Origin of the sequence: Halorubrum aethiopicum (assembly GCF_001542905.1) — an archaeon.
GTDB lineage: Archaea > Halobacteriota > Halobacteria > Halobacteriales > Haloferacaceae > Halorubrum > Halorubrum aethiopicum.
This window is the reverse complement of sequence record NZ_LOAJ01000001.1, coordinates 2,709,594-2,726,019: the sequence shown is the minus strand read 5'-3', so window position 1 is coordinate 2,726,019 and position 16,426 is coordinate 2,709,594. Positions and strand designations below refer to the sequence as shown.

The following is a 16,426-nucleotide window of genomic DNA, read 5'->3' as shown; positions in this document are numbered from 1 at the left end:
GCGCCGGATCTACCGGAACCACGAGAGCGCCCGCCCGAACCGGTGGACCCCCTGTGAGAGGCCGACCCGCGTCATCGAGACGGCCTCGCTCGCGGCGCGAACCGCGGCGGTCGTCCCCCGGTCCGCGCCCGTCCGGGCGTAGTAGCCGGACTTCCGGCCGGCGGCGATCAGGTAGTGTCTCGCCGCCATCGGAACCGGCGCGCGCTTCCCGCTCGCGCTCGTCGTCCCCTCGCGGATCGCGGCGAGCACGTCCTCGGCGGTCACGTCGTCGACCGACGAGCGGCCCCGGACCGTCAGCTCCGTGAACGCCCGGCCGACGTAGTTCAGGTGGTGGGCGTCGCTGGCGGCGACGCCGGGATAGCCGTGGAGCGCCGCGAACCGCCTCGCGCGTCGGTTGCGGTAGCCGGTGAACAGCCAGGCGTTGAACACCTCGATGGCGTCGACCTCGTCGACGGCGTCGCCGCCCGCGGCTGAGTCGCCGCTCGCGGCTGGGTCGCCGCCAGCGTCCTCGCGGTCGTCGGACTCGGGGAGGGGGATGTCGCGTCTGCGGACGCCGTGACGCGACCGCTGGAAGGGGTGGGGAACGATCGCGACCCCGCCGCGGTCGTGGATCCACGACACGGTCGCCGCGTACGACTCCCCGCGCGGCGGCATCCGGTCGACGCCGATCGCGAGCAGGTGGCCGTCCGCGGTCGACACCTCGACGCCGGGGATCCCGACCAGCCCGTACTCGGGGGCGAGTTCGGCCGCCCGCTTCGACTCGCCCATCGTGTCGTGGTCGGTGATCACGACCGCGTCGAGGCCGATGTCCGCGGTGTGTTCCAGGATCAGCTCGACCGGCTCGTGGCCGTCGTAACTGTCCTCGGAATGGACGTGCGGGTCGATCCTCACGGTGACGCTGGACACGCCCCCGGATAGGCGGCCGACGATATATAAGGATCCGATGCGGGGACGCGACCCGCCCGGGGTCTATTCGAACAGCCCGCGGATCCGGTCGACGACCGACGACTCCTCGGCCTCGGCCTGCTCCTCCGCTCGCTGCTGCTCGCGGAGCTCGCGCAGCGCGGCGGCCTGGTCGTCGGTCCCCTCGCCGCTCGCGGTCTTGGTCTCGCCGCCCTGGAGCCCCTTGAGCTGGGAGACCGCGTCGTCGACGGTGCCCGAGGTGGTCCGCGTCTCGGTCGCCGATCCCGAGAGCGCACCGCTGTCGACGTCGGCCTCGTCGACGGCGGTGGTGTTCAGCTCCAGCCGGCGGCCCGTCGGACGCTCGACGCCGCCCCAGGTGAGCTCCGCGTCGTCGAGCTCGCGCTCGATGTCGGCGCGGACCTGCTCGTCGGTGACGGTTTCGGCTCCCGATCCGCCGTCTCCGCCCGAACCGGCGTCGTCGGACGCGGAGCCGGCTCCGCCGGCGGCCGCCGCGCCCGACGCCTGTTCGACGCGGTGGGCGACGAGCGCCGCACCGGTCGCGCCGATGACGGCGACGAGGCCGACGCTGTACAGCGCCACGACCTGCGCGCTGTAGTCCGGCGGCTCGGCGACGTTCCAGTCGTGCGGGTACACGCGAACGAACCACGCGACGGCGACGAGACACACCGCGGCTCCGCCGCTCCCGAGGTACAGCATGCGGCGGTCGACCGGGAGGAGGACGACGACGCCGAGGAGCAGCCCCGGAAGCCCGAGCGCGGCGGCGACGGCGGCCACCTGCCGGACCGAGTACGTCGAGAGGGTGTTCGGCGGCAGCGTCGCGCTGTAGAGGAACACGGCGATGCCGACGACGCCCAGGCCGAGCCCCACGAAGAAGAGCCCGAACCCGGCGTACACGTCGACCGCGCGGTCGGGGTCGCCGACGTAGCGGCGGTAGTAGTCGAAAAGCGGGTTCGACTCGGTCGAGTCGCTCATGTCTCGACGTTTCCGCCGAGTCTAATGATTGTTGCCCCCGATCCGCCGAGTTGCTGAGTCGCCGATCCGCCGAGTCGCCGAGTCGGTTCCCCTCCCGACCGCGGTCTAACTCGCCGGCTCCATCTCCTCCCAGCCGGCGGCGTCGCCGCGCAGCAGCGACCCGACGATCCAGACCACCTCGTCGACGCCGCGGTCCGCCTCGAGGTCCCCCCGATCGACGCTCTCCACGAATCGATCCAGGTCCTCGAGGTCGATCCGCCCGGTCGCCACCGCGTTCGTGATCGTGTCCGTGTCGCTTTCCAGCACGCCGAGAAGGTCGACCCCGTTCGCTCCCATTACAAACACAACTACAGAACGAGTTAATATATTAGTATCGGTTCGTTCGACCGATAGGTCCGTGAGGAATACTTCCGATACAACGTTCGTGACGAACTCCCCGGGCGGCGTCTCTCGCGATCCTCGGGATCCCCGCGACCCCCGTATTTTTCACGGCCGGCGTCCACCACTCACCAGAGAGACCGTGTCGAGCGAGTGCCCGCGCTGTGGATCCGCGCTGACGACGTTCACGCTCGGCGGGGCCGAGGCCGTCGGCTGTGACGCCTGCGGCTACGCCGGCGTCGAGGTCGACCACTCCGGCGAGCCCCGCCTCGTCGAGAGCTGGGAGGAGGCGCTCGAACGCTTCGGCAGAGGCGTCGAGGACGGGGAAACGGACCGGGAGAACGCGGACCGAGAGGAGTAACGAATGCCACCGCTCGAGATCACCGACGACCAGAGAGAACGCATCGAGGCCCTGCGCGAGGAGCTGGCCGACCGACACGCCGGCCCGTACGCGACGGTCGGCACCGAGGAGGTGCTCGCGTACCTGCTCGACCTCGCCGAGGCCGTCGACGACCCGGACCGCTCTGCCGACCCCGACCGACCGGCCGGCGGACCGGACGGATCGAACGCGGACGACGACGGCGACGTGGCTCGATCCCCGTTCGACCGCGAGGCTGCCCGAGAGGTGCTCGACGAGCGCAACCGGAGACACGGCGACCCCGAGGACGCGGACCGCTCGGACCTGTACTCGATCGCCGCCGCGTTCGACGTCACCGGCCGCAGCGAGATGACCAAGGAGAAGCTCGTGGAGGCGATCCTCGACGCGGCCGAGGAGCTGGCCGCCGACCCCTTCGCCCGCGTCGACGTGGAGGTCCCCGACGCCGACGCCGCGGACCCCGAGGAGGCGGACGACGAGAGCGAGAGCGCCGCCGGCGACGAGCCCGGAGACGGTGACGGCCGCGGGGACGACGCCGCCGACGATACGGCCGACGACACCGCCGACGACGACGATGCCACCGACGACACGGCCGACGACGCCGACGACGGCGGAGCCGGCCAGCTGAACGCGATGATGAGCCTGCTCGACACCCACGACGACAAGTGGCGGGAGGGCGACGGCGACGCGCGCTACGAGGTGGAACTGCCCGACGGAAGCGTCGAAACGGCCCGCACCAAGGACGACGTGCGGGCGCTGCTGTTCCGGAACTACTGACTCATGGGACTGCTCACCGAGATCCGCGAGCGAATCGGCGGCCTCCTCGGCGGTTCGGAGGAGGCGGACACGGACGAGGGACCCGACGAGGAGACAGAGTCGGAACCGGCGGAACCGGACGACGACCGGCTCGATCCCGCGGCCGCGACCGAGACCCGATCGGCCGCGACCGACGACGCGGTCGACAAGCTCCGGGAGGTTCGAGCGGCCGCGTCCGCGGAGGAAACGGAGTCGGATGACGAGGGATCGGACGACGAGGGATCGGACGACGAGGGCGCTCCGCTTGCGGCGAGCGACGACCCGCCGGGGGAGGCGGCCGACACCTCGACCGACCCCGCCGCCGGCGACGGGAAACGTTAGGTTCCGAGGGCCGAAGGCAGTGACATGACCACGGACCGGGAACACGTCCTGCGGACGATCGAACTCGCCGAGGAGGCGGTCGAGGCCGGGAACACCCCGTTCGGCGCGCTGTTGGTCGTCGACGGCGAAGTGCGGCGGGAGGCGAGGAACACGACCCGGACCGACGACGACGTCTCCGCGCACCCGGAGCTGAAACTGGCGCGGTGGGCCGGTCGCGAGCTCTCCCCGGAGGAGCTCGCCGACTGTACGATGTACGCGAGCACCGAGCCGTGCCCGATGTGTACCGCCGCGATCCACTACGCCGGGATCGGCCGCGTCGTCTTCGGAGTCGCGGGCGAGACGCTCCACGAGCTCACCGGCGGAGCGATCCCCATCCCCGCCGACGAGGTGATCCGACGAGCCGACGGCGACACCGTCGTCGAGGGACCGATCGCGACCGAGGCCGCGATGGCGGTCCACGAGTCCTTCTTCGGAGCGTGACGGGCTCTTCAGGAGGCGCGTCCGAACCCGACCCGCCCCGCGTCACCGCCGTCGGCGCGGCCGCGGTCGACGAGTGGTACGCCGTCTCGAACCTCCCGGAGCCGGACGGCGGCGCGTACGCCAGCGAGGTCGAGACCGCGCCGGGCGGCGTCGGCGCGAACGTCGCGGTCGGCCTCGACCGGCTCGGCCGCGAGGTCGGGCTCGTCAGCCGCGTCGGCGACGACGAGTACGGCCGCCTGGCGCGCTCCTGGCTGGCGGAGAGCGGCGTCGACGGCTCGCGCGTCACCGTCGGCGACGATCCGACGACGCGCTCCGTGATCCTCAGCGCGCCGGACGGGGAGCGCGCCATCGTCACCGCCGGCGAGAGCTTCCGCGAGCTCCGGCTCGATCCGGCGACGCTCGACTCGATCGTCGCGAGCGAGGTCGTCTTCCTCACGGCGTACACGCCCGACCGGGTCGCGCGGGCGGTGCTCGACCGCGTTCTCGACGTGCCCGAGCCCGACCGGCCCGCGCTCGTCTTCGACCTCTCCGGGCCGGTCGAGGAGCTCACCGGGCGCGGGACCGAGCCGGAGACGGTCCACGGCTACCTCCACCGCGCGGACCTCTTCGTCGCCGGCGGCGTCGCCGCGCCGGCCTACTTCGGCGGTCGCGAGGCGGCCGTCGACCGGCTTCGGGCGGTCCGGGACCCGTCGGTCGGTCCCGCGGTCCTCACCCACGGCGCGGACGGGATGACCGCCATCGCCGAGGGCGAGGCGACCCGGGTCGACGGGTTCGAGGTCGACGTCGTCGACACGACCGGAGCGGGCGATGCGTTCCTCGCCGGCCTGATCGACCGGTGGTTCCTGGCGGATGGCAGGGCGGCGGGTCGCGGGTCGGCAGGGGGACGAAGTCGGGACGCCCTCGTCGACGCCGTCCGGTTCGCGGCCGCGGTCGCCGCGATCAACTGTACGGAGCGGTTCACGCAGACGGGGCTGCCGACCCGCGAGGAGGTCGAGTCGTTCCTCGCGGCGCGCGGCGTGGAACTTCGGTGACGAGCGAGACTACCCTTCGGCGATGAGTCCCGTCGAAATCCACAGCGGATGACACGTGTCCAACCGGTTCCGGCCAGTGTAGTCGAAGGAACGAGTGATCGCTGGAGCGGTGGCGCGCCGGTGAGCGGGCCGGAGGCCCGCGAACCGTCCGCGAGGGACGCGGCGAGCGTGGCGAGGTACGAACGAAGTGAGTACCTCGATAAGCGAGCGGCGAAGCCGCGAGCCGCGAGGCTGGGGAGGCGTGAGGTGCGGGGCGGTGCTGGGCGGGTGGGGCTCAAAGGGGCAGTCGCGAGGACGAAGCCCGGCGACGCAAGGACCGCAAGGAGTGAGCAGAGCGAACGACTGAGGACCACAGCGAGCCGCGCGAGTCCTCGCGACTGGGGCTTTGGCGGTGTTCACCGCGCCAGCAACGATCCTGTTCTACTCACCTCAATCTCCATCGAAACACCCGCTCTATAAGCACGCTTCAGCGACTAGCCGTTTCGGCGTAGTTCGTGTCCGAACGATGGGATCTCAACGGAGCCAGTGATGAAAGCGGGGAGAGACGATCCCGTGCTCACCGAACCTCGTCCGCCCGCGCCACGAGTTCCTCGACCCGTTTGGGATCGACCGGTGCGGTCGTCTCGCCGCCCTCCTTCAGCGCGGTTCCGACGATGACGCCGTCGGCGACGTCGAGGAGGTCGCCGACCGTGTCGGGCCGGACGCCGCTGCCGACGAACACCGGCGTGTCGAGGCCGTGGCGCTCGCGCTCCTCGACGACCGCCTCCAGCGCGCCGTCGTCGACCGCGTGACCGGTACCGGACCCGGAGGCGATCACGGCGTCGGCGAGGCCGCGCTCGGCGGTGTCGGCGAACGACTCCGCGGAGTACTCCGCCGGCGTGAGCGGCGCGGAGTGTTTCACGTCGGTATCGGCGAGGATCCCGACGTCGACGCCGAGGCGCTCGCGGAGCCGGACCGTCTCGTGGGCGCGCCCCTCGACGATCCCCTGGTCGGTGACGCGCGCCCCCGTGTGGACGTTCACCCGGACGTACGCCGCCCCGACCGCGGCGGCGACGGAGACGGCCGCCTCGGCGTCGTTCCGGAGGACGTTGATCCCGATCGGCAACTCCACCGCCGAGGCGACGGCCGTCGCGGCGCGAGTCGTCGCCGCGACGGTGTGTTTCGGCACGTCGTCGGGGTGGAAGGGGGCGTCGCCGAAGTTCTCGATCATCAGCCCGTCGACGCCGCCGGCCTCGAGTTTCCTCGCGTCGTCCACGGCGCGCTCGACGGCCGCGTCCATCGCGACCGCCCCGTCGTCGGGCGCGCCCGGCGCGCCGGGGAGCGCGGGCAGGTGTATCATGCCGATCACCGGCGCGTCCGTGCCGAACGTGGAGTCGAGGTTCATGGTCCCATCGAGAACCGGGTGCGGTTTAACCGACTCGTTGCCTGCGGGTCGCTCCCGCCGACCGGGTCGCCCGACCGGCATCGGTTCCGGCGCGGAAGGTACAAACCCCTCCGAGACCAACGGGAGCACATGACATCCTCGCTCGCCGACGAGCCCGTGGAGCCGTCCGCGGAGGACGACGAGCCGCTGACGCCGGCAGAGTACGCGGACCACCTCGCCGAACTCGGCGACGCCTGGGAGGTGATCGAGGAGCACCACTTGGAGGCGACGTACGCCTTTCCGGACTTCGCGACCGCGCTCGCGTTCACGAACGACGTGGGGGAACTCGCCGAGGCGGAGTGGCACCACCCCGACATCCACCTCTCGTGGGGAGAGGTCGGCATCGAGATGTGGAGCCACGACATCGACGGCCTCCACCGGTCCGACTTCGTGATGGCCGCGCGGATGGACCGGATCTACGACGAGTACGACGAGGAGTGAGCGGGAGCGGTCCATACCGGCGGATCGCGGTCGGTCAACGAACGCTTTTAAATCCCTCCCGGCGAAACGGGGGGCAATGAGCGACAACGTCTTTCTCGTCCCGGTCGATCCGGAGAACTTCGATCGAACGGTCCGGTCCGCGGTCGACCTCTCCGAGTACCCCGACCGGCCGGAGCCGCTCGCGGACGTCGAGGAGGCGCGGCTGTGGGCCGTCGACGACGACAGCGGGAACGGCTCGACGTTCGACCGCATGGAGTCCGGCGACCTCCTCCTGTTCTATCACGACGGCGAGTACGTCGCCACCGGGCGGATCGGCGAGACGTTCGCCGACGAGGACCGCTGGGTCAGCGGCACGTTTTGGACCGCGTTCCCGACCACGCGAGTGTACACGGTCGAGTCGTTCACCCCGGTCTCGGTGCCCAAACGCGGCGTCAACCGGATATTCGACTACTCCGCGTCGTACACGCCGGGGTTCATGCGCGTCGCCGACGGCCGCGTCACCCGCGATCTGTCCACGATCGAGACCGCGCTCGACGCCTACACCAAGCGGAACGCCGAGGCGTAGACCGCTCGGACCGGGGCGTAGGACGCTCCGGCTGAGGTGTGAGCTGTCCGACCGAGGGGAGGACCACCTGACCGACCCGTGTCGTCAATAGAACTATACGATATCGGGCGGTAGCCCGGCGCATGTCTCTCGCGGAGACGCCGGTGGTGTTCGCGTTGCTCTGTGTCAACACGCTCGTCGGGGCCGTGTTGGTGACCGCCGCCTACGACCTCACGGACCGCGTCCTCGGCTGGACCGGGTGGATAGCCGGCGCGGTCGGCGGCGGCGTGGTCGGCTGGGTCGTCGTCCCGCGGGTCGCCTCCGGGACCGTCTCGACCGGCGGCCGGATCGGGTTCGCCGCGTCGCTCGTGCTGATCGGCGCGTTCCTCGGTCGCGGGCTGATTCCGTTCGTCGCCCGGTTCGCCGTGGCGATCTCGGCGTTCCTCTTCTCGACGCTCGCGACCCTCGTGTTGACGGTCGGCGAGTCGGTCCTCGATCGGGTGTACGACCCGGCGGGATCCGACGCGCCGGTCGTCGAGGCGATCGATCCGGCGGCACTCGCCGGCTCCGGCCTGTTCGCGCAACCCGCGTTCCGGCGGTTCCTCCTCGCTTCGCTTCTCGTCGGCATCGTCGCCGGGATCCTGGCGATGCGGTACGCCGATCCGATCATCTCGCTGGCGCTGACCGGACTCGGTGCCGGCGTCCTCGCGACGGCGTACCCGGTGTGGCGGGCCGTCCTCGCCGGCGAGGCGCTGGCGATCTCCCAGCAGGCCGCCCCCGCGATCCCGGCGTTCCTCGCGTTCCTGGTCGGCGGGGCCGCGATCCAGTACCTCCGTCACGGCGGCGGCGGGGACTCGGCGCTTCCGGCAGCCGGGTAGGTACCTCCCGGCGCGTGCGGATCGTCTACACACGGGTCGTCTCGCCGCGCGCGGATCGTCTACTGCCACCGCGCGCCGGCCGTCCCGCCCGCCGAACGCGTCGCCGATCGCGTCGAACGGCGGATCGTTCGGTATCGACCGCCTCACGGGCGCTCGAATCGAATTAATTCGGATTAATCCGGACCGAACCGGCCGAAGCGAGTGGGTCATTGAAGTCGATAGCGGCTCGAGCGGGAGTCGCGATGAACGCCATTCGAACCGCGCTCCTCGGAGCGCTCGCCGCGGTCGTACTGATCGGAACCGGCGTAGCGGCCGGCGGGGTCGCCGCCGCCGGACCGAACGCGGCCGCCGACGTCGGCCCGGACGGGAACGCCAGCGACGACGCCGGGCCGCCGAGCGACCTGCCGGACCCGGTTCCGGAGTTCGTCGGTGACCTCCTGAGCGAGATCGACGGCTTCCTCTCCGGCGAGATCGGAGACCTCGGTGACGCGGTGAGCGACCTCGCCGGAAACGATCTCGGCGGAAACGACCTCGCCGGCGGTTCCGGGGGTGTCTGACGTGAGCGGGACGCGAGATCGGCTCTACGCGCTCGGCCGCCGCGACTACCTCCGGGCGACCGGTGCCGCGGCGCTCGGGACCGTCGGCCTCGCCGGCTGCGTCGGCCGCGCGACCGGCACGCTCGCGACCTCGGTCACCGATCAGCCGGCCGACATCGGCGACTTCGAGTCGCTCGTCGTCACGATCGACGGGATCTGGCTCGGACCGGAGGGCGGCGACGGGGACGGCGACGAGGAGGACGACGGGGACGCCGGAGACGGGAACGACGGAGGCGACGACGCGGGCGGCAACGAGACCGATCCCGACGGCGGAGGGAGGCGACGCCGACGGAAGCGACGAGACGGACGACGGAGGTGACGAAGACGACCCGCAGGGACGCGAGTACCACGAGTTCGACGAGCCCCAAGAAGCCGACCTCGTCCAGCTACAGGGCGAGGAGACCCAGCTGATCGACGAGCGCGAACTGACCGTCGGGACCTACCCGTATCTCCAGCTAGACGTCTCCGGAACCGACGCGACGCTCGCGGACGGCGGCGAGGCGACCGTCGAACTGCCCGGAAACGCGCCGATCACGTTCAATCGGGAGTTCGAGATCAGGGAGGACGCCGTCACGAGCTTCACCGCCGACTTCGCGCCGGTCGAGCGCGGGAACGGGACGTACCTCCTCCGTCCGGTGCCGCGTGGCATCGAGGTCAGCTACGAGGAGAACGAAAGCGAGTAGCGCGATATCGGAGCCGGTGGCTCCGGTCGAGTCCGTTCTTCAGAGGCACCGTGGCATGAAATCGGGCGTCGTTGGAGCGTGCTTATAGAACGGGTATTTCATCAGTGATCGAGATGATAAAAAATGGATCGTTGCTGGGGCGGTGAACTTTTTCAAAGCCCCAGCCGGCTCCGGTCGAGGGCCTCGCTGCGCTCCTCGCTCACTTCGTTCGCTGCGGTGTCGCCGGCGGCTTCGCCGCCGGCTGCCCGTGGCGCGTAGCGCCACGCTGCTTGCGTCGGCCGTCTTCCCGGAGCCGGCTGCCCCTTTGAGTCCCACCCGACCGCGACCGCCCCGCACCTCACGCCTCCCCAGCCTCGCGGTTCGCGCTTTCCGAGCGCTCACCGCGTCCCTCGCGGGCGGTTCGCGGTCGCCTACGGCGACCACTCACCGGCGCGCCACCGCGATCGCTCACTCCGTCACCTGCCTATACCGAACCGTCCGAGCCGAAACGCACCGCTTCCTTGAGGAAATTCGGCAAGAACGGTCCCGCGTCTCAGGTCCGGGGCACGTCGTCCGCGGTCGCCCGATCGTCCCGCCAGGCGCGATACAGCGGTCGCGCGAGCAGGAGCGCGCCGGCGAGCGCGAGCGCGACGAACAGGGCGGGATCGGCGACGGACAACTCGTCGCTCGCGAGTCGATCTGCGGAGACGCCGACGGCGACGCCGGCGACCACCCAGGGGAACTCGCCGACTGCGGTCCCGGCGAGGAACGGCCGCGGGGCCACCCCCGACACGCCGGCGGTCACCGAGACGGCGTCGGCGGGGACGGGCAGGAACCGGCACCCCGCGACCGCCCGGAGACCCCCGGCGTCGGCGACGAGCCGGGAGCCAGCCGCGGAGACGCGCTCGACGGCTCGAGAGTCGCTCGTAAGACGGGCGCGTCCGGCACGTGCGAGCCAGTAGGGCGGGACCGCCGTCGCCGTGAGGAGAACGACGCCGACCGGGACGCCGGCCCAGCCGTAGCCGAAGCCGGCGACGACCGCGAGCAGCGTCGTCGGCCACGCTAGGAGCGGCCGGACCGCCGCCAGCGCGACGAGCGCGACTCCGAACCGAATCGGGTCGGCGGCGAGCCACTCGAGGGTCGCGAGCGCGGCCGCCGGCGACGCGGCCCACGCGAGGAGGACCGCGAGCGCGACGACCGCGCCCCCGAGAACGTGGCGACGGTTCACGCCGGGGGGACGGGAGCCCGCAGTAAACGCCTTGCGGGACCGGACGGCGGACGGCCGTGAACCGTTCCGGTCGGACCGTCACTCCTCGAAGTCGGCCTCCTCGACGAAGGCCTCGCGGAACGCCGCGGAGAGGTGTCGCCGCTGCCACTCGCGGATCTCCGCCTCGCCGAGCCGGCTCGCCCACAGCGTGAGCAGGGACGCACAGAGCGCGACGCCGGGAACGACGAGGACGGCCGCGTCGACGAGGAGGTCGGGTCGGAAGAGGAAGAACCCGAGCCGGTCGCGAAGCGCTGCCCACGCCGGTCCGAAGAGGATCCAGCGCGTCGCGACGGGAACGACCGTCACCGTCGCGATCGGGTACGCGAGCACGTCCGTCACCGGGCCGCCCGCCCCGCGCACGAACGCGACCGTGTACGCGGCCCAGCAGGCCAGCGAGGCGAAGACGGCCGCCACTCGACGCGGGCCCGCCGGTCCGCCGCCGTCGAGCGCGCCCACCCCGAAGAACAGGGCCGCGGACCCGACGTACCCGACGAGACACGCGAGCGCCCCGACGAGGAGCACGAGCGCGTGATCGCGGGGGGACTGATCGACGAACGGTTCGAGCCCGAGCGGGACGTTCATCGCTCTCGAGTCGGGTCGGCGGCGGGTTGAACGTTGCGCGTCGGTCCCGGCTCTGTCCGGACGGTAGGTACGGGTTGGACGGGTGGGAGGGTCGAGACGATCGGGACGGCCAGGACGGCCGAGACGATCGAGACGGGTGGGACGGTCAGGACAGCTTCTTCAGCGCCTCGAAGAAGTCGGACTCCGGGCCCGCGATCCGCATCGGCGGCGAGGTCCGCTCGATCGTCACCTCGACCGGTTCGTCGAGCTCCCGCGCGTTCCGCCCGTCGCTGACGACCACCGCCCCGTCGGGATCCGACACCGACACCGTGACCGTCGCGTCGACGTCGACCACGAGCGGGGCCATCCCCTCCTCGGGGGCCATCTCGTTGACGATCAGGCCGGCGACGTCGGGGTGGACGAGCGGTCCCCGCTCGGAGAGGTTGTACGCGGTGGAGCCGGTCGGCGTCGCCACGAGGACGCCGTCGGCGTGGCCGCTCGCGTACGGCGAGCCGTCCACGCGCAGTTCGTAGTCGACGCCGCCGCCGGGACCGCGCCGCCCGCCCTGAACGACGATCTCGTTGGCCGCGGGGACCGACTCCCAGCCGTCCGCGCGCGCGGCGAGTCGGGGGACCTCCCGGACGGCCATCGAGCCGTCGCGGAACCCCTCGACCGCCGTGAGCACCGCCTCCTGGGCGGCTGCCGGCGGGACGGCGTTGAGGAACCCGACCTCCCCGAGGTTTACTCCGAGTATCGGCGTGTCGCCGGCGTTGCGCGCGACGAACAGGAACGTCCCGTCGCCGCCGACCGCGACCGCCAGGTCGCAGTCGTCGAGCGCGCCGACGGGTCGTCCCTCGACGTCGAGGTCGCTCGCGGTCTCCTCGTCGATCCAGACCGCCTCCCCGGCGTCGCGAACGGCGTCGCGTATCCCGGCGGCGACCGACGCGGCCTCCGGGTTTCCCTTCCGCGCCACGATCCCGACTTCCATGTCCGCGGGTTTCGCCCCGCCGAGTAAAAGCGTGTGGACCTCGCTGCCGCCGGAAAGGTTCAAGCCGGCGGCCCTCGTTCCCCGGTACATGGCGATCCCGAACGGACGCCTCGAACCATGAGCGACGAGGAGGACTGGTTCGAACGCGCGCTGCGGGAACTCGACGAGGAGAGCGACCGCGATGGCGACGAGGAGGATGGCGGCGAAGGGGACGCCGACGAGCGCGATCGCGACGGCGAGAGGGACGCGGACGAAGGGGACACGGCCCGGAACAAGGACGAGGAGCCGACCTCCGGAGTCGAAGACGGCCTCGACCTCGACGACGGGACGACCGGAGACGACGAGACGACCGGAGACGACGGCGGAATCGGGCGCGGCGGCGCTCCGAGCGGCGGCGATCCAGCGCCCGAGTCGGACGCCGAGACGGCGGACGAGGCCGACCCCGAGGCCGAGGAGGATCCCTTCGGTGGCGGTAGCGGCGGGGACGGTGACAGGGACGCCACCGCCGACCGTGACCCGTTCGGCGGGGGTGGCGACGAGAGCGACGAGGGATCCTTCGGCGACGACGACCCCTTCGGTGGCGGCGGCGGTAGCGGCGGCGGATCCTTCGGCGAGGGGGATCCGTTCGGCAGCGGTAGCGGCGGTGGCGGCGGTGGCGAGTCCTTCGGCGCTGGCGATCCCTTCGGCAGCGGCGGCGGCTCCTTCGGCGAGGGGGACCCGTTCGGCGGCGGCGGCGAGAGCGGTGCTGCGGACGGACCGATCGGCTTCGACGAGGCGGACGCCGAGGAGTTCGAGTCGGACATCGATCGGACGGACGTCGGGATCGACGGCCTCGACGAGATGATCCTCGGCGGGGTTCCGAGCCGGTCGCTCCTGACGGTCATCGGCGGCGCCGGGACCGGGAAGACCACGTTCTCGTTACAGTTCCTCAACGAGGCGCTCGAGTCCGACGAGCGGGGGGTGTACATCACGCTCGAACAGAGCCGGGAGTCGATCGTCGCGACCGCCGAGGAGAAGGGGTGGCCGTTCCGGGAGTACGTCGAGGAGGGGCAACTCGCGGTCGTCTCGCTCGACCCCATCGAGATGGCGAACTCGCTCGCGTCGATCCGCAACGACCTCACGCGGCTCATCGCGGAGTTCGGCGCCGATCGACTGGTGCTCGACTCCGTCTCGCTGCTCGAGATGATGTACGACCACCCCGCCAAGCGGCGCTCGGAGGTGTTCGGGTTCACCCGCCTGCTGAAGGAGGCGGGCGTGACGACGCTTCTCACCTCCGAGGCGAGCGAGGAGACGCCGTACGCCTCGCGGTACGGCCTCGTCGAGTACCTGACGGACGGGGTGTTCGTCCTCCAGTACGTCCGCGGCTCCGACTTCCGAGAGACGCGTCTCGCCGTCGAGATCCAGAAGATCCGCGACGCCAACCACTCCCGCGAGACGAAACCCTACGAGATCACGGACAGCGGGATCTCCGTCTACCGGCAGGCGAACATCTTCTGAGGTGGAAGGTCCGTTGAACTCCCGTTCTCTACTGGAACGGACTTAGAATTTGACTGCTAATAGTACGGGTGTTACAAGTGGTCTTACTCTGATATAAACGCGATCGTTGCTGGCGCGGTGAACATCTCCAAAGCCCCAGCCGCCCCGCACAGCACCGCACCTCACGCCTCCCCAGCCTCGTCGCTGGCGCAGTTCCGCGCCAGCGACTCCCTCGCGGGCTCCTCGTGCCCCTCCGGGGCACTCGGATGCGCGCCACCGCAATCGATCGCTCACTCTCTCGTACTGAGCGATCCTCCGTGTGGAGTGATGATTCAGCGTTCGAATGTACCGTCCGAGAACTGAACCGGAATCAGACGTACTCGCTCGCTTGGCGAAGTGTTCGCTTCGCTCACACATCGCACCGTTCGCTGTACACGACTGAGAGGGTTCGCTTCATCCGGCATACCCGCGGCTCGCGGCGTTTCTCGCCGAAGGAATGCACCGTCCGGGAATTGAACCAGAGGAAGACGGTCCGGGCTTGCGGTCTCGCTTCGCTCGACCGTTCCGGGCTGCGACTTCCAGGGTTCAATCCCGTCCGGTGATTTCTCTCACTGCGTTCGAGAAATGCACCGTCCGGGAATTGAACCCGGGCTATTAGCTTGGGAAGCTAATGTCCTACCACTGGACCAACGGTGCTCGATTCGGAGTACCCGACGGCGTCACTTTAACGTAGCGTTTCGCGGGTCGTCCGTCGGCCGCGTCGACCGCGTCCGACCGCCCGACGCCGATTTCCACAGGGTTAACCCGGCCGCCCGGTAGGGGCTCGCATGGACGACGCAGCCTCCACCGACCCGGACGCGGTCGAGCGGGTGAGAGACCGGCATGCCGACCTCGCGCCCGCGCTCGCTCGAACCTGGGCATCCGAGGAGCCGTGGCGGTTCCTCACCGACCTCACCGCGATCGGGAGCCGAATGGCCGGAAGCGACGGGGAGCGGCGGGCGGCCGAGCTCGTCGCCGACGCCTTCGAGCGCGCCGGCCTCCGCGAGGTCCGGACCGACCCGTTCGAACTGACCGCGTGGGAGCGCGGCGGGGCCGACCTCCGGGTCACGGTTCCCGGCCGGGACGGCACCGAGCGGACCCGCGAGTTCGAGGCGCTCGCGCTCCCGTACTCGCCGGCGGAGACGGTCGAGGGCGAGCTCGTCGACGTGGGGTACGGCACCCCCGACGAGATCGACGACGCCGACGTGACGGGCCGGATCGCGGTCGCGTCGACGACGACGCCCTCGGAGTCCCGGTTCGTCCACCGCATGGAGACGTTCGGGCACGCGCTCGCCGCGGGCGCGGTCGGGTTCGTCTTCGTCAACCACCTCGAGGGGCAACTCCCTCCGACCGGATCGCTCACGTTCGGCGAGCCGGCGTCGGCCCCGGCGGTCGGCGTCTCCGCGGAGACCGGCGGCTGGCTCCGCGAGTACGCCGCGAACGCCGAGGGCCCGGTCGCGAGCGTCGAACTCGGCGTCGAGGCGTCGTTCCGGCCCGCGGAGTCGCGGAACGTGTTCGGGCGGGCCGGCCCCGACACCGACGAGCGGCTCCTCCTCCTCGCTCACTACGACGGCCACGACATCGCGGAGGCGGCGCTCGACAACGGCTGCGGGATCGCCACGGTCGTGACCGCCGCGGGAGTGCTGGCGGAGGCCGACCTCCCGATCGGCGTCGACGTCGTCGCGGTCGGCTGCGAGGAGGTCGGGCTGCTCGGCGCGGAGCGGCTGGCGGAGACGACCGACCTCGACGCGATCCGCGCCGTGATAAACGTCGACGGCGCGGGGCGGTTCCGCGACCTGCGGGCGCTGACGCACACCTCCGAGGCGGCCCGGTCGGTCGCGGCGGCGGTATCGACCGCGACCCGCCAGCCGATCGAGGTGAAGCCGGAGCCGCACCCGTTCTCCGACCAGTGGCCGTTCGTTCGGCGGGGCGTGCCCGCGCTCCAGCTCCACAGCGACTCCGGCGAGCGCGGCCGGGGCTGGGGGCACACCCACGCGGACACGCGCGACAAGGTCGACGACCGAAACCTCCGGGAACACGGGATGTTGACGGCGCTGCTCGTCGCCGAGTTCGCGGCCGAAGGCCGGGATCCGGAGCGGCTCGAGGCGGACGCGCTCGTCGACGCGTTCCGCGAGACCGACTTCGAGACGGGGATGCGCGCGGCCGATCTCTGGCCGGCGGCGTGGGAGTGAGCGGCGGTGTGGGAGTGTCGAGAGCGAACGATGGAGCGAGAGCGAACGAGGAAGCAGAGGT

Annotated in this window: 18 protein-coding genes, 1 tRNA gene and 1 pseudogene; 12 read left to right on the top strand and 8 right to left on the bottom strand. The window is 71.2% G+C overall.

The features are described from left to right. Window positions 1-9: 9 nt before the first annotated feature. From AXA68_RS13040 to AXA68_RS13030, 3 genes are all read right to left on the bottom strand, one after another. The gene (locus AXA68_RS13040; RefSeq protein ID WP_066417583.1) at window positions 10-906 is read right to left on the bottom strand and encodes a CehA/McbA family metallohydrolase; all 897 of its coding nucleotides are present in this window, start codon (window positions 904-906) and stop codon (window positions 10-12) included. 63 nt (window positions 907-969) lie between these two features. Next, a complete protein-coding gene (locus tag AXA68_RS13035; protein WP_066417581.1) occupies window positions 970-1,896 on the bottom strand; it encodes a DUF7139 domain-containing protein in 927 nt (308 codons plus the stop codon). Between the two features lie 105 nt (window positions 1,897-2,001). After that, a complete protein-coding gene (locus AXA68_RS13030) occupies window positions 2,002-2,232 on the bottom strand; it encodes a hypothetical protein (RefSeq protein ID WP_066417580.1) in 231 nt (76 codons plus the stop codon). Window positions 2,233-2,416: 184 nt separating this feature from the next. On the opposite strand from AXA68_RS13030, the gene AXA68_RS13025 reads away from it, so the two are divergent. Genes AXA68_RS13025 through AXA68_RS13005 form a run of 5 tightly spaced genes read left to right on the top strand, consistent with a single transcriptional unit; the run spans window position 2,417 to window position 5,298 of the window. Further along, entirely contained in the window at window positions 2,417-2,635 is a 219-nt protein-coding gene (locus tag AXA68_RS13025) for a zf-TFIIB domain-containing protein (protein WP_066417579.1), read from the top strand. 3 nt (window positions 2,636-2,638) lie between these two features. Beyond that, window positions 2,639-3,427: a hypothetical protein gene (locus tag AXA68_RS16840; protein WP_066417578.1), complete on the top strand. Its 789-nt coding sequence runs from the start codon at window positions 2,639-2,641 to the stop codon at window positions 3,425-3,427. Between the two features lie 3 nt (window positions 3,428-3,430). Further along, window positions 3,431-3,787 carry a hypothetical protein gene (locus AXA68_RS13015; RefSeq protein ID WP_066417576.1) on the top strand — a complete coding sequence of 119 codons (357 nt, stop codon included), beginning with the start codon at window positions 3,431-3,433 and terminating at the stop codon, window positions 3,785-3,787. 24 nt (window positions 3,788-3,811) lie between these two features. Then, entirely contained in the window at window positions 3,812-4,267 is a 456-nt protein-coding gene (locus AXA68_RS13010; protein ID WP_066417572.1) for a nucleoside deaminase, read from the top strand. Further along, complete coding sequence (locus AXA68_RS13005; protein WP_066417565.1) at window positions 4,264-5,298, top strand: carbohydrate kinase family protein; 1,035 nt, start codon at window positions 4,264-4,266, stop codon at window positions 5,296-5,298. Before AXA68_RS13010 ends, AXA68_RS13005 begins: the two co-directional genes overlap by 4 nt. Window positions 5,299-5,854: 556 nt before the next feature. Here AXA68_RS13005 and AXA68_RS13000 read toward each other — a convergent pair. Next, window positions 5,855-6,682 (bottom strand): BtpA/SgcQ family protein, encoded by an 828-nt coding sequence (locus AXA68_RS13000; RefSeq protein WP_066417563.1) that lies wholly within the window; start codon window positions 6,680-6,682, stop codon window positions 5,855-5,857. Window positions 6,683-6,811: 129 nt separating this feature from the next. Between AXA68_RS13000 and AXA68_RS12995 the strand changes: the two genes are divergently transcribed. From AXA68_RS12995 to AXA68_RS12975, 5 genes and pseudogenes are all read left to right on the top strand, one after another. Further along, window positions 6,812-7,162, top strand: a complete 351-nt coding sequence (locus tag AXA68_RS12995; RefSeq protein ID WP_066417561.1) for a 4a-hydroxytetrahydrobiopterin dehydratase — start codon at window positions 6,812-6,814, stop codon at window positions 7,160-7,162. A gap of 76 nt (window positions 7,163-7,238) precedes the next feature. Next, window positions 7,239-7,727 (top strand): hypothetical protein, encoded by a 489-nt coding sequence (locus AXA68_RS12990; protein WP_066417558.1) that lies wholly within the window; start codon window positions 7,239-7,241, stop codon window positions 7,725-7,727. 122 nt (window positions 7,728-7,849) lie between these two features. Continuing rightward, window positions 7,850-8,584: a hypothetical protein gene (locus tag AXA68_RS12985; RefSeq protein ID WP_232745118.1), complete on the top strand. Its 735-nt coding sequence runs from the start codon at window positions 7,850-7,852 to the stop codon at window positions 8,582-8,584. 242 nt (window positions 8,585-8,826) lie between these two features. Continuing rightward, window positions 8,827-9,141, top strand: a complete 315-nt coding sequence (locus AXA68_RS12980) for a hypothetical protein (protein ID WP_066417547.1) — start codon at window positions 8,827-8,829, stop codon at window positions 9,139-9,141. Window position 9,142: 1 nt separating this feature from the next. Further along, a pseudogene (locus AXA68_RS12975) lies at window positions 9,143-9,863 on the top strand (DUF4382 domain-containing protein). Between the two features lie 532 nt (window positions 9,864-10,395). On the opposite strand, the gene AXA68_RS12970 reads toward AXA68_RS12975, so the two are convergent. The 3 genes from AXA68_RS12970 to AXA68_RS12960 form a co-directional block, all read right to left on the bottom strand. After that, entirely contained in the window at window positions 10,396-11,070 is a 675-nt protein-coding gene (locus AXA68_RS12970) for a TVP38/TMEM64 family protein (RefSeq protein ID WP_066417546.1), read from the bottom strand. Window positions 11,071-11,148: 78 nt separating this feature from the next. Beyond that, complete coding sequence (locus AXA68_RS12965; protein WP_066417543.1) at window positions 11,149-11,691, bottom strand: hypothetical protein; 543 nt, start codon at window positions 11,689-11,691, stop codon at window positions 11,149-11,151. Between the two features lie 145 nt (window positions 11,692-11,836). Further along, a complete protein-coding gene (locus AXA68_RS12960; protein ID WP_066417541.1) occupies window positions 11,837-12,658 on the bottom strand; it encodes an NAD(+)/NADH kinase in 822 nt (273 codons plus the stop codon). 117 nt (window positions 12,659-12,775) lie between these two features. Between AXA68_RS12960 and AXA68_RS12955 the strand changes: the two genes are divergently transcribed. Then, entirely contained in the window at window positions 12,776-14,155 is a 1,380-nt protein-coding gene (locus AXA68_RS12955; protein WP_066417539.1) for a KaiC domain-containing protein, read from the top strand. 604 nt (window positions 14,156-14,759) lie between these two features. Here AXA68_RS12955 and AXA68_RS12950 read toward each other — a convergent pair. Next, window positions 14,760-14,830, bottom strand: a tRNA-Gly gene (locus AXA68_RS12950). A 131-nt stretch (window positions 14,831-14,961) separates the two neighbouring features. Between AXA68_RS12950 and AXA68_RS12945 the strand changes: the two genes are divergently transcribed. Next, window positions 14,962-16,365: a M28 family metallopeptidase gene (locus AXA68_RS12945; RefSeq protein ID WP_066417537.1), complete on the top strand. Its 1,404-nt coding sequence runs from the start codon at window positions 14,962-14,964 to the stop codon at window positions 16,363-16,365. Window positions 16,366-16,426: the final 61 nt, after the last annotated feature.

Bases quoted from the DNA above. Each gene is read 5' to 3' on its own strand.
- AXA68_RS13000 (WP_066417563.1), bottom strand. From the start codon at position 6,682: ATGAACCTCGACTCCACGTTCGGCACGGACGCGCCGGTGATCGGCATG.
- AXA68_RS13015 (WP_066417576.1), top strand. From the start codon at position 3,431: ATGGGACTGCTCACCGAGATCCGCGAGCGAATCGGCGGCCTCCTCGGC.
- AXA68_RS13010 (WP_066417572.1), top strand. From the start codon at position 3,812: ATGACCACGGACCGGGAACACGTCCTGCGGACGATCGAACTCGCCGAG.
- AXA68_RS12955 (WP_066417539.1), top strand. From the start codon at position 12,776: ATGAGCGACGAGGAGGACTGGTTCGAACGCGCGCTGCGGGAACTCGAC.
- AXA68_RS12945 (WP_066417537.1), top strand. From the start codon at position 14,962: ATGGACGACGCAGCCTCCACCGACCCGGACGCGGTCGAGCGGGTGAGA.
- AXA68_RS13030 (WP_066417580.1), bottom strand. From the start codon at position 2,232: ATGGGAGCGAACGGGGTCGACCTTCTCGGCGTGCTGGAAAGCGACACG.
- AXA68_RS12995 (WP_066417561.1), top strand. From the start codon at position 6,812: ATGACATCCTCGCTCGCCGACGAGCCCGTGGAGCCGTCCGCGGAGGAC.
- AXA68_RS12965 (WP_066417543.1), bottom strand. From the start codon at position 11,691: ATGAACGTCCCGCTCGGGCTCGAACCGTTCGTCGATCAGTCCCCCCGC.
- AXA68_RS12985 (WP_232745118.1), top strand. From the start codon at position 7,850: ATGTCTCTCGCGGAGACGCCGGTGGTGTTCGCGTTGCTCTGTGTCAAC.
- AXA68_RS12980 (WP_066417547.1), top strand. From the start codon at position 8,827: ATGAACGCCATTCGAACCGCGCTCCTCGGAGCGCTCGCCGCGGTCGTA.
- AXA68_RS16840 (WP_066417578.1), top strand. From the start codon at position 2,639: ATGCCACCGCTCGAGATCACCGACGACCAGAGAGAACGCATCGAGGCC.
- AXA68_RS12960 (WP_066417541.1), bottom strand. From the start codon at position 12,658: ATGGAAGTCGGGATCGTGGCGCGGAAGGGAAACCCGGAGGCCGCGTCG.
- AXA68_RS13035 (WP_066417581.1), bottom strand. From the start codon at position 1,896: ATGAGCGACTCGACCGAGTCGAACCCGCTTTTCGACTACTACCGCCGC.
- AXA68_RS12990 (WP_066417558.1), top strand. From the start codon at position 7,239: ATGAGCGACAACGTCTTTCTCGTCCCGGTCGATCCGGAGAACTTCGAT.